The following is a 14,238-nucleotide window of genomic DNA, read 5'->3' as shown; positions in this document are numbered from 1 at the left end:
GACACCGAAACCCGTCGCTGCCGGGAGGCCGGCACGATCCAGGCGAGTACGCCCACGGCGGCTCCTGGGCAGAGCATGCAACGCCAGGGTCTGGGGCGAAACCCGATACACCGCGATCCGTTCCGCCGGTTCCAGCCGCTCGATCGGGTGACACCTACCAGCGTAGACCTTGATCTCGGTGCCCGCCCACCGAGGCGAGACCGATACCTCCGGCCGAGAAGCCGATCCGGAAACGCCTCTCTACCTCTCTCCACGAGGTAGGCTGCCAAGACAGCGCCGGAGTGCCCAGACACCGCCCTCACGACGATCACCCGTCAACCGGTCGCATCTGTCCCTTGGCCGTGCGCAAGTCCTCGCGTGCGGCGAGCTTCAGCGGTGGCCGGCCAGTCTGGAGCCCCGGATCGTGAACCTCGTAACGCTCGATCCTCGCCGTTCCCCTCGTCCCCGAACGGACGGCACGGCGCACCGTTCTCCCCCGTTGGCCGTGACCATGGAGCGGCTCGGCCGCACAACGGTGCTCGTCGTGGACGGTGACCTGGACCTGAACACCGCACCCACGGCACGCCAAGCGATCGAGTCGGCGTTGAACCATCGGCCACGACGGTTGATCGTGGACCTGAGTCTCGTCCGGTTCCTGAACTCCACCGGGCTGGAAGTCCTGCTGGCCGCCCACCGGCAAGCCACCCCGCACACCGACCTCCGGCTGGTCGCCTCCACGCGCGCCGTCTGGCGGCCACTGCAGATCACCCGGCTCCACGAACACCTGGTCATCCACGACTCACGTTCGGCGGCCATCGCCGCACCTGCCAGAGCCGGCGACGATGGCGAATCAATTACCCATTGAATATTTCACCAGGCGGGGCCGTGTCAGGAAAAGGCGCAGCGCTCGCGATCTGTTCTCAGGCCACAAGGAGAAGAATGCGGTGGCGATCTTACAACCTAGGAACTGTACGGTACAACGCGGTGGTCACCGTAGCGCTCAAGGCCAAGACGAACGTGCGCTTGATGACCAAGGATCATTTCGCCGCCTACCAGCGACAACAATTCTATCGAATGCTTGGCGGAGTAGCTGTCACGCCACTCTTCAAGGTGACCATTCCACAAAACGGAGATTGGTACGTCGTGCTGGACGTTGACGGCCTGAATTCGCCATTGCTCCCGGCCGCGGTATCGGTCGCGCGTTGACCCTGTCGAGCGGCTCGGCCACCAACCGTGCCGTGGACGCCTGACGCGCCCGCCGGCTACGGGCCTCGGGCAGTTCAGCATCCGACTGTCCCGCGGCAGCGTGACCTGGGGGCAAGACGGTCTCCTGCCGACCGGGCACTCGTCGCTCACACTGGCCACGACGTCGGCCGGTTCGCGTCGGTCACGACCAACTCGAACCAGCTCCCGACCGACTCCGCCCTTTACGAGGGGACAGTTCAGCGATCTGTGATCTCAGCCGCCGTACCGCTGGATATGCCCCGGCGCGCTCGCTGAAACGGGCCGTGGGCACGTTACTTTTCAACTCCTGATTTGTGGTTCGAATGACCCATGCACTCGAAACGAGGCCCGCGTTACCGTCGTGCAGGCAGCAGGTCAAGGAAATACCCGAATCAGAAGGGAACACAATGCCTCGTTTTTCGCACCTTCCCGCGCTGGTCGCGGCGACAACGCTGGTTCTTTTGTCGCAGATGTTCGCCACGGGCGCTGTCGCCGCGGCGTCCGACTACAGGAGCATCGATGTCGGCCCCGTCAGCATGGCCACATCGATGGACTGCTGGGGAGAGCGAAAGTCCGTGGGTGACGCGTGGGTCACTCTCGATGGGGACTACGTCACGGTGCGAGACCACTGCGACGACGGAAATCCGGTCATGGCACGGGTGCAGATGACGGTCGACGGGACCGAACGGCATTGGATGTGCTACAACCATTCAGGCGCTGGAACCACACAGGTATGTGGCCACGATTGGCCTGAAGGATATGTCGGATTCAAGACACTGATCTTCTTCGCGTGGGACGGTATACGCGAATACAAGATGGGGACTCTGCGGCACTGGCGGGATGGATAAGCGTTCAGCGCACAGAGAACCGGCGGCCAGGCGCCCATTTGGTACCCATACGTGTCTCGTGGGGTCGTGAGTGGCAAGGGCGGTTCTAGTGAAGGTAGGGCAAGCCACTCGCGACACCCTCGCGCCAGACCAGGGCCGAGGGCCGGCCTCACCCACGAACACGACACGTTCGACCGTCTTCTCGATAACCCGCTTTATCACTCACGAGATCCCCCTCGGGACCGTACAAAGCGCTCGAACGGGACACTTTGGCGAGTCCGCTCCCGCCGTCAGCTCCGCTGTTCAGAGCACAGAAATCCAGCAGGTGAACCCTCAGCGTCTCCGAGTGTAAGTGTGACGAGGGGCCGTCGTACGCTTCGCGGTCGTACGCTTCGTAGTCGTCGTGGTGCGATGAGTCGTGGTCCGGGTCGTCTCCGGCGTCGTCTGCGTCGGATGCGTCGTGGTGGTCACCGGGGTCTTCGGCAGGAGCGCTGTCGGGGTCGTCACCGTCGTCGAGGGCGCCACCCTGCCGCTCCCCGACCCGCCCCCCGCGCACGCGCCGAGCAGCGCAACCGCGCCCACGACCAGGCCACACCACCACATTCGCATGGCCCGGACCCTAACAGCCCGCCACCCGCGGATCCGGCGAACGACGAATCCGGGCCGGCTCGGTCCGCTACGGCGAGACCGTGATCAGACCGCGGCTCGCAGGCGATACAGCTCGGCCAGTGTGGCGCCCTCCGCGCCGATCTCCGCACCTGTGCCCAACCAGGTGGCCGCCTCGTCGTGCGGCAGCCTGCCGATCTCGATCTCCGCGAGACAGCGACCCGGCCGGACCACCGCGGGGTGCAACCGTGCGACGTTCTCATTCGTGGTCAGGCAAACCAGGACGTCCAGGCCCTGACCGAGCAATCCGTCGGTCAGGTTGAGCAGCCGGGACAGGGCCTGCCCGGAGTCGCGCTTCGCGTCCGCCCCGACCAGTTCATCGCAATCCTCGAGGACGAGCAGCCGCCATTTCCGCCTGTCCGCTCGCTCCTCGCCGAGCACCACCGAGGTCAGATAGCCCGGATCGGCGAACAGGACCTCGGGGTCCAGGACGTTGTCGACCTGGCACCAGTCCCGCCATTCCTGCGCGAGCGCGCGCACGGCGGTCGTCTTGCCGGTACCCGCGGGGCCATGGAGAAGGACCAGCCTGCCCGTGACGTCCCGCGGGCGCACCGCCATGAGCGAGTCGAGCGCGGTCACCGCCGACCGCGGGTAGTTACCGCGGATCGCCCGCCACGGCGGCAAGTCCATGGACCTGGGCGCACGCACGCCCGCGCCACCGCACCCCTGGACGTGCCAGAATCCGACAGGCACGGCCGATTCCCCCGGCGTACCCGTCCGCGCCGTCCGGACGGCGGCCGCGAGCACCTCGTCCGCCAGGTCGCCGGAGGTGGCACATACGCACACCGTCGCGGCACCGGCAAGCCTGCGCATCGCCACGAGTGTCCATCCGGGACCGTGGGCGAGGTGTGAACGCCGCCCGTCCAGCTCATACGTCAGATCCGCGCTGACTCCCGGGGGCAGCAACGTCGCGTCCGGTGAGACCTCGGTGATCTCGGCGGCCCGGGAATGGGGCTTCGCCCCGGTGATGAAATGCTCCATGGCCAGCGAGTTCAGCACACCTTCCATCGGCGCGTTGCCACCGAAGAACATCGCTCGTTCAAGGGTTTCGGCCGGTACGGGCTGGGATGTTTCCGTTGTCATTGCTGTCACGAAGCCACGATCCATCCGGTGAGACCGCCGCACATCAGGGACCGTCCCCCAATCACCCCTGACAGGGATCAAGGACGGCCGCCTGTCCGCCACGATCGACGGGATGGTTTTCTCTGGTTCTGGAAACGGACACAACCGCAGCCCGGACGAGAGAGAACCGAATGACCAGAGACAACAGCCCCGAGATGGTCGCGGAGCTGGATCGCCTCGACCAGGCGGTCAAAGCAGCTCCCGCCGGGGACACGACGGCGCAGATCGCACTGTGGCGCCAGGCGACTTCGCTGGAGCACTGGTTCTTCATCGCGCGCGGCCCGGCCGACCGGCCCCGTCCGTACGCCGTGGCCGCCGGGCAGGGGTCGATGATCTGCCTCTACAGCAGCGCCGCGCGCGCGAACGAAGCCGCCCTCGGCCTCGGCCTCGCCGATCCGGACGGGGGCGCGGTGCCCTTGTTCGGCGTGCCGATGCCTGCCGCGATCGACTACGTCGCCTCGTTCGGCGAGGCCGGCGTCTTCGGTGTGACGCTGGACCATCCGCGGATCGGCCACTACATCCCACTGGCGAATCTGGGGCTGCTCAAAGGCTGGATCGAAGGGACCGCACCGTGAATAGTGACACTCCGGACAACGGCTTCGTCGAGGTGATCGCGCGTGAGGTGGCGGCCGACCCCGGCAATCTGGCGCTGCGCGAGGACTTCGTCACGCTGCTGTTGGAACAGGACCCGGACCGCGCCGCCACCGAGCTGGCCGCGTTCGAGGCACGCGGCGGCGATCCGGCGCGGGCCCGGCTGCTGCGGGCCCGGCTGATGGCGGCGCGGTTGCGAACTTCGACCCCGGCCCCGGCCCCGGCCGACGAGGACCGTCAGGACAGCGGCGCCGCTGTCCCGGCGTCGCTGTGGGACGCCGAGCGCCCGGCGGTGACGCTGGCCGACGTCGCGGGTCTCGCCGAGGTCAAGCAGCACCTGGACACCGCGTTTCTCGCTCCGCTGCGCAACCCTGAATTGGCGGCGGCGTTCGGGCAGAAGCCGGGCGGGTCGCTGCTGATGTACGGCCCACCCGGTTGCGGCAAGACGTTCATCGCCAGGGCGATCGCCGGCGATCTCGGCGCGTCCTTCATCCACGTGACCCTCGCGGACCTGCTCAGCAAGTGGATCGGGGAGAGCGAGAAGGCGATCCAGAGCGTGTTCCGCCATGCCCGCGCGGCGACACCGTGCGTGATCTTCTTCGACGAGTTCGACGCGCTCGGCGGACGACGTACCTCCGGTGGAGGCGGATCGCACGCGATGCGGATGCTCGTCACTCAGCTTCTGGAGGAGCTCGACGGCATGGCCGGAGCGAACGACGGGGTGTACTTCCTCGCCGCGACGAACCGGCCGTGGGACATCGACTCCGCGCTGCGCCGACCTGGCCGGATCGACAAGACCGTGCTGGTGCTGCCACCCGACGCGGTCGCCAGGGCGGCGATCGTCCAGGGCGCCCTTGACGGCAAACCCGCCGACGATGTCGACGTCGTCGCCGTCGCGGCGGCGACCGAGGGGTTCTCCGGTGCCGACCTCGGCCACCTGACGACAACCGTGCTGCAGCAGGCGATGGTCGAGTCGCTGGGCAAGGGTGAGCTGGTGCCGGTCACCACCGACGCGCTGCTGGCCGCGGTCGGCGGCATCACCCCGTCCACGACGTCCTGGTTCGACCAGGTGGCGCCGGTTCTGGAATACGGCGTCGACGACGGAACCTTCGACCAGCTCCGGGCATACCGGGTCAAGCGAGGCATGCGATGAGCGCCGACGTGGAGCGCGACCTCGACCTCGCCTGGGAACTCATCGGAGCACAGCCGACGCATCCCAAGATCGCCGAGCTGGCGCTGCGGGTGCTCGCGAGCCAGCCGCAGCGGAGCAGCGCGTTGATGGTGCTCGGTGATCACCGTGAAGCGTGCGGCGAAGCCGACGAGGCGCGGCGGCTGTTCCTCCAGGTCGCCGCTCTCCGCAACAGCTGGTTCACGATGGCGGCTCGTGCGCTTCGGCATCTGGAATCAGCGGAGAACAACCATGACGAGGCGCTGCGATGGGCGCACACCGTGCTGGGCGAGAACCAGGAGGACTGGGACGACTGGATGCAACTGGGCCACGCCCAGGCACGCTCCGGGGAGTACGAGGCCGGGTGGCGGCAACTCGACGAGGCGGTGGCCCTGTGCGCGAGGACGGCGGCGGACGACCTCCCCAAAGCGCTGCGGAAACGCGCACAGTACCTGCTGGAGAGCCTCGCACCACCCGAACGGTTCGCTCCCGCAGCCGAGGAGGCCATCCGGACCAACGCGGCGGACTCCTGGGTCGCGATGCTGCTCGGCTACGCCTACCTGGCGCAGTACCGGTTCGACGACGCCGAACAACTCGGTCTGCGACTGCTGCGCGAGGATCCGACCGACGACCTGTTGCGGAGCCTGGTGGGGACCGCTCGGGCCATGCTGCAAATCGTCGAGAAAGCGCGCGGCGACGACATCACCCTGACGGACATCCAAGGCACTGGCGCGCTCGAGATGGCGTGGCAGCAGATGCGCGACCATCGGCTCGGCATCGACCTGCCTTCCGCGCTGGCGGCGCTGGACGCGGTGCTGCCCGCAGACCTGCGCGCCACCCTGCGGCCAGGCGCCGAGGATCTGGCCGATAAAAAGGTCGGCTCGATGGTCGCGAAGCGGCTGGTGACCTGGCACGACGGCCAGCAGCCCGGCTCCGGTGCCGCCTGGGGTTCAGCCGAGCCCTTCCGCCTGATGTCGGCGGACGAGATCATCGCCATGGACGCCGAGATCGAGGCCGACCCGGCGGCGCACCCCGACTGGCCCGAGAGCGGACTCTGGGAACAGGTGATGACCGACGACGCCGGGACCTACCTGGTCGTCGTCGCGTTCGGGGCCCTGGTCCGGCGCCGGCCGGGACAGCCCGACGAGCCCGTCGCCGACTCGATGGCCGACTGGATCTGGGACCGGGTGGCCGACTTCGGCGGCCGGGACCCGCGACCGGCACCCCTGAAGACCGAGGAACCGTCGGCCCCGGGACGTCGCTGACCGGCGAGATCACGGTCGACTCCGGCTGCCCTTTCACCTGAGCACAAAGGTGTTGTAGCGGCCGGGATCGCGGTCGCCGCGCTGCCACTCGGCGTGGCGCCGGAGCCTGCCCAGCAGGTCGGGGGCGCCGGGATGAAGTTCTACGACAAGTGAGCCCGGTCTGACGTGCCGCGCCGGTGCCGAGGGGCCCGGCGCGGCACTTTTCGATGTTCACTGTGCCCGTTCCGCGGACAGGCGAGCCCGTTTCATGATTATTTGTGCGCGCACGTGTCACAAGACAGAACTGGGGCTACACAAGTGAAGAAGAAGATCGCGGCAGCCGCTGCCGTCATGGGCGCGCTGGCGTCGATGATCGCGTTCGCGCAACCTGCCAGCGCGGGCGTCGACCCGAGGTACTACTACGAGTCCAGCTGGCCGGAAGAGGGCGACTGCCGGCTCAATGGCTACTTCGGCCAGCAGAACGGCCGATGGTCGGCCTACTTCTGCTCCGCGTCGGCCTGGTCGTGGGACCTCTACATCAAGCCGTAGACGCCCGGTCCGGTCCTCCCCGTGATCGCGTGGGAGGACCGGGTCGCCCGTTCTGCCGCTGACACCCGCCCTCGACCGCGACAGCGAGTTCGCGGGGCCTGCCGAATAGAGTGGTCCGATCCGCTGGTTCGAGCACACCACGAACGCAGGCCCCGAACGGATGGTTGTGGTGACAGATTCAGGACGGCCGGTATCGCCCCGGCTGACGGTCGTCGGCTCCGGTGACACTTCCGGCGGCTCCGCGGGACGGTGGGCGGCCGTCACCGATGGCACGGCCCCGCTCACGGTCGGCGGGATGGCGGCCGGCGGGTTCGGGGTCGAGGCCGCGAAGTCGTTCCTGGCAGGTGAGCCGGCCGGACGGTGGTGGTTCGTGCTGGCCTTCGCCGCCGGGCTCGCCCTGGTCGCGCTCGGCCTGTGGGCGAGGAGCCGTCTCCGCCGTCGAGTGCGGGTCGGCATCGTGGTCACCGCGTCGGACGGCAGGCGCGGGCGGGCCCGCGCCCGGCAACTGGAGCAGCAGGCGGAGAAGTTCAGCCAAGGCACCTGCACGATCACGCTGAAGACCGGCATCGAGTTGCCCGGCGACGGCGCCTGGGACCGCGAGCTGGTCGACGCCCTCGCCGACGGAACGTTGTCCGCCACCGCGATGGCCGAACGCCTGACCCCCGATGCCGTCCGGATCAACCTGATCCCCACCATGCCGCTGCATGTCGCGTTCTGGTTCGGCGCCCGGCTGGGCTACACCCACGCCCGCGAGGTGGTGGTGCACGCCATCCGGCAGGCTGACGGCGCACCGGCGTACTTCCCCGCGACCTCCTTGCGCGCGATCGACTCCGACGTCGAACCGCTGGACGTCGACCGGCTGGAGGCCGTCGACGACGGAGACCCGGACAAGGTCGCCCTCGCGGTGGATCTGCAGGGCCGCGGCGACCAGTTCTTCGACCAGGTGCTGGCATCCTGCCGTCGCCATGGTTTCGGCTACCTCCTGCGGATCCGGACCGGGTCACCGGTGTTGACCGAGGACACCGCCACGTTCACCGGGGCGGTGGAGCAGATCTGCCGCGCCTGGCGCGAAGCGCCGCTGACCGCCGGCGCCCGGACCGGCGGGCACGCGATCTTCCTCAGCGGGCCGGTCGCGATCGCGGTCGCGCTCGGTGCCCGGCTGGCCTCGCCGGAACACGGGCGGTGGACGGCGTTCACCTTCGACGCGACCAGCGGCTCCTACGAGCCGTTTCCCCGTTCGGCCTGACCGTCAGGCCCACATTTTCTCGTTCGAGAGCAGCATCCTGAATCCTCCGTGCATGAACTCGATCCACTGCGGATAGGTCGTGTCGTTGACGAGATCCCACGGCACGAAGGATTCACGCGAGCGTTCGGTCTCGGCGACAGCGCGAAGGTAGGTTCTCACCTTCTTCCGCGTCGCGTTCAGGCTTCGGGCGGAGTAGTGATCGTTCGGGACCCCGTACGCCAGCATTTCCAGCGTCGCCGAGGACACGCCCAGCGACGAGTCCATGGGGACCTTCTGCCCCGGAACGGACGAACGCCTGCTCCCGGCGCCCTGATGCTTCATGCCGACGTGGTTCGCTTTGAGGTGCCGGACGAAGTGCGTGAACATGCCGTCGGTACGCATGTCCTTTTCCTTGACTTTCGCGATGTACTTCCGCGGATGGCTGACCTGGAGTTCACCGTGGCCGTCCCAGAAAATGACCCCCTGGTCCGCCGTGTTCATGGAAATGGGCGGCGCCTCCAGGAACCGTTGGCAGACCAGCAGATCGGCGTTGACGTGGCCAGGGAAGACCGGCGCCACCTTGAGCACCCGCTGGACCTTGCCCCATGCCACCATCGACGCCAGGCCCGGCGACATCGTCTCGAAGTCGTAACTCAGCGCTCGTGCCACGGTTTCCTTGAACCACAGGAATTCCGGAGTGGGCGCCCGGCCTTTCACCCGTTTGCCGAACCGCGTACCGGGGGCCGGTGCGAAGCCGCCTCGCCACTCGGGCACGACCGGGTGACAAAGTTCGACGACGATGTCGACGTCGCCGTACGGATCGACTTGAGTGCCCTTCACGAAGGATCCGTGCGGGTAGACGTCGAAACCGCAGCCAGTGGGCGCCAGCAGCCCGGCGATCCGATCTCGCAAGAAGACAAAAGTGGCCATTCTGACATCGCCGACCGTCATACCGACGATGCTGGCACATCACCGGGCACCCGGCAATGGCACCCGAAGCTCTTCAAAATCCTGTACACGCGCGGGTTTCTCGAGGTTTTCTAGACACTCCAAATAGGACAGTCGAGGCAGGCTGAGTAGTACTACTCGTGCGCAGCGACGGGAACCTGGGCAAGATCGATGAGGTCCGCTCACTGGGGGCGGCGTACACCGAGGAGAATCATGAAACTCCGTCATGCCTTCACCACGTTCGCCGTCACCGCAGGTCTGATCGGCCCGTTCGCCCCCGCCGCGGCGGCCGACGAGCCGATCGCGAGCGTCGAATTCGCCGCCGAGCAGGGTGCTTTCCCCGTCGACGGGAAGAGCGGCCACTGGGTCGACTCTCCCGAGCACGAGGTGATGATCCGCGAGGTCGGCGACGTCCTGCGCGTGGACGCCGACGCCGACAACGGTTTCTACCACTTCAGGCTCGACTTCAGCGCCCCGTCCGGCGCACTCCAGGTCGGCTCGTACGACCACGCGGCGGGAGCTCACATCCTCGCCATCTCCGCCGGTTTGGGCTGCTCGGACGACTACTCGACGTTCACGGTCAGCCGCATCGAACGCGGTGCCGCAGGACTCACCGCCCTCGACGCCACGTTCGAACAGCGCTGTGCCGACCCCACCGCACCGGCGCTGCGTGGCGAGGTCCACTACCGACGTTGAGATCGGGCCGCGTCGGGAACGGGCCCGGTTCCGATGGGAACCACGTCGCCAGAGAGTGATCGCCTTGCCTGGCCGCGAGGTCAGCACTGGCCGCGAATACCGGACAGTGCTGACCGCACAGGCCGATCAAGCGCATGATCGAGCCCGGTCACCGTCGCCGGCCTCAAGCCCCCGAGCGCGGCTTCACATCGATGGGTTCCCGTCGCCGGCACAGCCGGGCACCGGACCCAATTCAGGAACCTTCCACACGCCGTACATCGATTTGACGAGTTCGACGGTCGCAGGCAGTGCTTTCGCGAGATCGCGGAGCCAAGACGTGAACGACAGCCGGCTGTCCGCTATCGGCCGGAACCCGGAGAAGGTGGAGAATGCCGGATCGGTTTCGACAAGGTCGCCTGCTTTGAAGTAGTGGAACTCATATCCCTGGTGAGTCTGGAAAACGAAGGCATCCTCGAATGGTGTGAAGTCCGCCTCGTAGTCGTCGACGACGATCTCCCGGGCGATCTCTTTCGCTTCGAGGAGCCACCCGAAATCCCATTCGCCGTCCTGGCTCAGCCAGTAGGGGTTCTTTCCGCCGAACTTCAAGAACTCGACGTAGCGTGCGGGCAGGGTGTCCACACCTTGGGCCGACATCAACGCCTCGACCTCTTGATCGGAACAGCCGCGCACCGTGTTCACGTCCACGTACCCCTGCGCGATCAGCGGCTCGACGATACCTGTCAAATCGAACATGAGCACCGGGTTCCAGTCAGGGGCAGGACATTCGATCGTCGGCTTCCGGACGACTTCGCGAGTCTACGGCTCACCTGTCACCTGAGTCGCGGGTGCTCAGCCGCGGGCGACCTCGCTGGCGGTGCTGAACTCGTATCCTTGCGCCCGCAAGCCGAGGACGACCGTGTTCAGGTGTTCCAAGGGCAGGAACGGGTGGAAGAAGAAGCTGGCCACGTTGTCGCGGACCACCTTGGACTTCGCGCCGTCGGCGAGCAGGTCCGCGGGCAGCCGGGCCGGATGCTGGTTGAACGGTTCCGGCGCGACGTGGTCGAGGTTCTCGGGTATCACCACCGCGCCGTAGACATCCCGCACCGGGTAAGGAAAGTACTGACCGTATTTGGTCTGGTAGGACACCGTCGAGGTGGAGCCGCAGGCACCGCGCGGGCAGTATCCCGCGAAATAGCTGCCCTGGTCGTAGCGCGCCGCGAAGTGGGAGCTGACTTCCTTGTAGTCCACCGCCGAACCGCCGTAATGCGGGAATTCGAACACTTCCGGTTCGGGTAGCCCGACCCGGCGGAACTCGCCGAGCCCGGTGGCGATCCGCCCGCGGAACCATTCCGCGGAGTCGCCGGGGACCGGGCCGGTCTCGACGACGTGGTTGTTCTTGTCCACGATCGCCGTGTAGAACTCGTAATCCGCGGAGCTCGCCCCACCGTAAGGGTTCGCCATCTCCTCGAACTGGTGGCTGTAGCCGTGCATGATCAACGTCGCGCCACGCCGGATCGCGTGGTGCAGCGCGTCCACCAGGGCAGGGCTGTCGACGAGCCGGGCGAAGGTCGGCCTGCCGCCGTTGGCCACACCGTGCGGGTCCGCGTAGTACGGATAGACCGCGAGCGAGAACGGAATCCCTTGCCCACCCAGCAGATCGGCGATCCGGCGGATCTGGCCCGCGTCGGTGCGCGGGCCGATGTCCTCGATCCGCACCAGCGCCCGGTGCCGCTCCACGGTTTTCGGAGCGAGCGTGCCGAGCAGGATGTCGGCGGCGGCGAGGTACCGGTCTCCCTCGTTGACGTAGGAGAACGGCGCCTCCGCGAGGTAGGTGAAAGTCCCCGAGCGCACCGCCCACGGCGTGTGCTCGCCGGCCGTCACGCTGTCCGCGAGCACTTCGTTGACCGCCGGGTTATCCCGCCGCACCAACGGAACCGAGCCGATCTCGGGATTGCGCTCGAGTGACACGCTCTTGTAGCGGACCTCGGTCGGCGAGGTCGGTGTGCGGCCCACCGGCGTCCAGCCCCAGCGCGCGGTGATGCCCGGGTCGTGTTCGGCCAGGCGATGGATGTTCTCGCCCATCCAGACGACCGGCACCTTCGCGGCGGCCACGTCCGCGAGCAACACGGCCGGTAGCGCGGCTTCGCTGATCGAACCGACGTAGACCAGCGCCTGATATCCGCCGAGTTCGCCCGCGCGGTAGTCGGCCGCGGCGCGCATCGTCCAGGCGCCCGCCCGCGAGACCAGGTTCGCGGTCTGCATCGCGTGCGCCTCGGCCATTCCGGCCTCGTCCGCGCCGGCGGGCGGGTTCGGCGCGTCCCGCTCACCCGCGTCGTAGACCACCAGCGTCCGGTGTGCGCGGTTCCCGCCGGGACCGGGGCTGCCGACCTCGCTGGTCATCTCCAGCCGGTCGCCGAGGGAGACCGGGGCGGCCGCCGGCGAGGCGAGTATCGCGCTCGCCGGACGGGTGTAGACGACCAGCATCACCAATCCGGTCGCGACGACGACGGCCAGCGCCGCGAAGCGCAGCCCGGCGGGTGTGCGCCGGCGCGGGTTTTCCTTGCGGGTCATACCAGCACACCCCCCGCCACCACACGCGAATCCGCGTCGAACTCCTCGACCGGTTCGGCGCTCATGCCGAGCAGCCTGGCCAGCGCGCGCTCGGTCCGCGACGCGGCCCTTCCGTCACCGAACGGGTTGCCGTTGATCATCATGGCCGCCCGGGCCCGCCGGTCGGTCAGCAGTTCCGACGCCGTCCGCACGATCAGCTCGCGATCGGTGCCGACCAACCGGGCACAGCCCGCGTGCACCGCTTCCATCCGTTCGGTGACCTCGCGCAACACCAGCACCGGCACGCCGAAGGTGGGCGCCTCCTCCTGGATCCCGCCGGAGTCGGACAAGACCAGCGTGGCGGCCGCGAGCACACCGGCCAATTCCTCGTAGCGCAGCGGCTCGGTGACCACCACGCGAGGCAGGCCGCCCAGTTCGTCGTCGACCAGCTCGCGGACGGCCGGGTTCGGATGCGCGGGCAGGACGACGTGCATATCCGTGTGCCGGGCGACCAGTTCGGTGACCGCGCGCAGCACCTGACGCAGCGGTTCGCCCCAGGACTCGCGGCGGTGCGCGGTGACCAGTACCAGCCGCTCACCGCGGGTGGCCGCCTCCACGGCCGCGGCGACCCGCTCGTCCTGATAGACCACCGCCCCGCGATCGGCGATCGCGCGGATCGCGTCCACCGACGTGTTGCCGGTGACCACGATCCGCTCGGCGGGAACCTGCTCGCGAAGCAGGTTCCCGGCCGCCGCCGAGGTCGGCGGCAGATGCAGAGAAGCGGCTTGGGTGACCAGCCGCCGGTTCAGCTCTTCCGGGAAGGGCGAGGCCAGATCGAACGAGCGCAGGCCCGCCTCCAGATGCACCACCGGCACCCGCCGCCAGAACGCGGCGAGCGTGCTCGCCAGTGTGGTCGTGGTGTCCCCCTGGACCACTACCACCGCGGGCGGTTCACGATCGGCCAGCGCGTCGAGACCAGTGAGCATCTGGCCGAGCAGTTCGGGCTGGCCGCCGTCGCGGCGGTGCAGCGGCAACGTGGCGTCCGCGCGGACGCCGAACGTCTCCAGTGCCTGGCCGACCATCGTCGGATGCTGTCCGGTGGCGACCAGGTAGGGCTCCATCCGGCCCGCCGCGGCGATCGCCCCGGCGACCGGCGCTAGTTTGATCGCCTCCGGCCGGGTCCCCATCACGAGCCACACCCGAGGCCGGGTCGCTTCGCTTTCCTGTTGATTCCAAACCATTACTCCCCCAAGGTTCGAACATTCTTTTCAGCGATTCGCGCACTTCGCATGATCATTTGTGCGGGGCGCTGTGACCGATGCGACGCAGAGTGGTTCTGTCCGGTTCCCGCCGAATTTCCTCACCCGATCGAGGGAACCAGGGCCCGACTCCTCACGTCGTAGTCCACGGATGCGGGATCGGCCGGGGGGCCCGACGCATCACGCACAATCCTTCACACACAAGGAATTG

General features: G+C 67.9%; 14 protein-coding genes. 9 read left to right on the top strand and 5 right to left on the bottom strand.

Annotation, left to right across the window (positions count from 1 at the left end; translation table 11 throughout):
• Positions 1-484 precede the first annotated feature (484 nt).
• The 3 genes from DL991_RS18550 (at position 485) to DL991_RS42515 (ending at position 2,051) form a co-directional block, all read left to right on the top strand.
• On the top strand, positions 485-844 hold the full coding sequence (locus DL991_RS18550) for an STAS domain-containing protein (RefSeq protein WP_233598896.1): 360 nt from the start codon (positions 485-487) through the stop codon (positions 842-844).
• 74 nt (positions 845-918) lie between these two features.
• Positions 919-1,185: a DUF1883 domain-containing protein gene (locus DL991_RS18545; RefSeq protein ID WP_125785590.1), complete on the top strand. Its 267-nt coding sequence runs from the start codon at positions 919-921 to the stop codon at positions 1,183-1,185.
• A 425-nt stretch (positions 1,186-1,610) separates the two neighbouring features.
• Positions 1,611-2,051: a hypothetical protein gene (locus tag DL991_RS42515; RefSeq protein ID WP_148106364.1), complete on the top strand. Its 441-nt coding sequence runs from the start codon at positions 1,611-1,613 to the stop codon at positions 2,049-2,051.
• Positions 2,052-2,723: 672 nt separating this feature from the next.
• Here DL991_RS42515 and DL991_RS18540 read toward each other — a convergent pair.
• Positions 2,724-3,779, bottom strand: a complete 1,056-nt coding sequence (locus DL991_RS18540; protein ID WP_233598888.1) for a DUF5925 domain-containing protein — start codon at positions 3,777-3,779, stop codon at positions 2,724-2,726.
• Between the two features lie 170 nt (positions 3,780-3,949).
• Here DL991_RS18540 and DL991_RS18535 point away from each other — a divergent pair, with 170 nt between their 5' ends.
• The 5 genes from DL991_RS18535 (at position 3,950) to DL991_RS18515 (ending at position 8,616) form a co-directional block, all read left to right on the top strand.
• On the top strand, positions 3,950-4,393 hold the full coding sequence (locus tag DL991_RS18535) for a hypothetical protein (protein ID WP_125785589.1): 444 nt from the start codon (positions 3,950-3,952) through the stop codon (positions 4,391-4,393).
• On the top strand, positions 4,390-5,562 hold the full coding sequence (locus tag DL991_RS18530) for a 26S protease regulatory subunit (RefSeq protein WP_125785588.1): 1,173 nt from the start codon (positions 4,390-4,392) through the stop codon (positions 5,560-5,562). The genes DL991_RS18535 and DL991_RS18530 overlap by 4 nt, the downstream gene beginning before the upstream one ends.
• The gene (locus DL991_RS18525; RefSeq protein ID WP_233598887.1) at positions 5,559-6,842 is read left to right on the top strand and encodes a lipopolysaccharide assembly protein LapB; all 1,284 of its coding nucleotides are present in this window, start codon (positions 5,559-5,561) and stop codon (positions 6,840-6,842) included. The genes DL991_RS18530 and DL991_RS18525 overlap by 4 nt, the downstream gene beginning before the upstream one ends.
• A gap of 297 nt (positions 6,843-7,139) precedes the next feature.
• Positions 7,140-7,370, top strand: coding sequence for a hypothetical protein (locus DL991_RS18520; RefSeq protein ID WP_125785587.1), 231 nt, complete (start codon positions 7,140-7,142; stop codon positions 7,368-7,370).
• A gap of 160 nt (positions 7,371-7,530) precedes the next feature.
• Complete coding sequence (locus tag DL991_RS18515; protein ID WP_233598886.1) at positions 7,531-8,616, top strand: SAVED domain-containing protein; 1,086 nt, start codon at positions 7,531-7,533, stop codon at positions 8,614-8,616.
• A gap of 3 nt (positions 8,617-8,619) precedes the next feature.
• Here the strand turns inward: DL991_RS18515 and DL991_RS18510 are convergent, their stop codons facing one another.
• Complete coding sequence (locus DL991_RS18510; protein ID WP_125785585.1) at positions 8,620-9,507, bottom strand: hypothetical protein; 888 nt, start codon at positions 9,505-9,507, stop codon at positions 8,620-8,622.
• Positions 9,508-9,756: 249 nt separating this feature from the next.
• Between DL991_RS18510 and DL991_RS18505 the strand changes: the two genes are divergently transcribed.
• On the top strand, positions 9,757-10,239 hold the full coding sequence (locus DL991_RS18505) for a hypothetical protein (RefSeq protein WP_125785584.1): 483 nt from the start codon (positions 9,757-9,759) through the stop codon (positions 10,237-10,239).
• 183 nt (positions 10,240-10,422) lie between these two features.
• On the opposite strand, the gene DL991_RS18500 is transcribed toward DL991_RS18505, so the two are convergent.
• From DL991_RS18500 to wecB, 3 genes are all read right to left on the bottom strand, one after another.
• Positions 10,423-10,971 (bottom strand): hypothetical protein, encoded by a 549-nt coding sequence (locus DL991_RS18500; protein WP_125785583.1) that lies wholly within the window; start codon positions 10,969-10,971, stop codon positions 10,423-10,425.
• A 96-nt stretch (positions 10,972-11,067) separates the two neighbouring features.
• Positions 11,068-12,789 (bottom strand): DUF2334 domain-containing protein, encoded by a 1,722-nt coding sequence (locus DL991_RS18495; RefSeq protein WP_125785582.1) that lies wholly within the window; start codon positions 12,787-12,789, stop codon positions 11,068-11,070.
• Positions 12,786-13,955, bottom strand: coding sequence for a non-hydrolyzing UDP-N-acetylglucosamine 2-epimerase (gene wecB, locus DL991_RS18490; RefSeq protein ID WP_233598895.1), 1,170 nt, complete (start codon positions 13,953-13,955; stop codon positions 12,786-12,788). The genes DL991_RS18495 and wecB overlap by 4 nt, the downstream gene beginning before the upstream one ends.
• Between the last annotated feature and the right edge of the window lie 283 nt (positions 13,956-14,238).

This window comes from Amycolatopsis sp. WAC 01375 (assembly GCF_003947325.1).
Classification (GTDB): Bacteria; Actinomycetota; Actinomycetes; order Mycobacteriales; family Pseudonocardiaceae; genus Amycolatopsis.
Note: the sequence above shows the minus strand (reverse complement) of the source record. Positions and strands in the feature narration are given on the sequence as shown.

Excerpts from the sequence above, each read along its gene's own strand:
- DL991_RS18545 (WP_125785590.1), top strand. The coding sequence starts at position 919 with ATGCGGTGGCGATCTTACAACCTAGGAACTGTACGGTACAACGCGGTG.
- DL991_RS42515 (WP_148106364.1), top strand. The coding sequence starts at position 1,611 with ATGCCTCGTTTTTCGCACCTTCCCGCGCTGGTCGCGGCGACAACGCTG.
- DL991_RS18540 (WP_233598888.1), bottom strand. The coding sequence starts at position 3,779 with ATGACAACGGAAACATCCCAGCCCGTACCGGCCGAAACCCTTGAACGA.
- DL991_RS18535 (WP_125785589.1), top strand. The coding sequence starts at position 3,950 with ATGACCAGAGACAACAGCCCCGAGATGGTCGCGGAGCTGGATCGCCTC.
- DL991_RS18525 (WP_233598887.1), top strand. The coding sequence starts at position 5,559 with ATGAGCGCCGACGTGGAGCGCGACCTCGACCTCGCCTGGGAACTCATC.
- DL991_RS18515 (WP_233598886.1), top strand. The coding sequence starts at position 7,531 with ATGGTTGTGGTGACAGATTCAGGACGGCCGGTATCGCCCCGGCTGACG.
- DL991_RS18505 (WP_125785584.1), top strand. The coding sequence starts at position 9,757 with ATGAAACTCCGTCATGCCTTCACCACGTTCGCCGTCACCGCAGGTCTG.
- DL991_RS18500 (WP_125785583.1), bottom strand. The coding sequence starts at position 10,971 with ATGTTCGATTTGACAGGTATCGTCGAGCCGCTGATCGCGCAGGGGTAC.
- DL991_RS18495 (WP_125785582.1), bottom strand. The coding sequence starts at position 12,789 with ATGACCCGCAAGGAAAACCCGCGCCGGCGCACACCCGCCGGGCTGCGC.
- wecB (WP_233598895.1), bottom strand. The coding sequence starts at position 13,955 with ATGGGGACCCGGCCGGAGGCGATCAAACTAGCGCCGGTCGCCGGGGCG.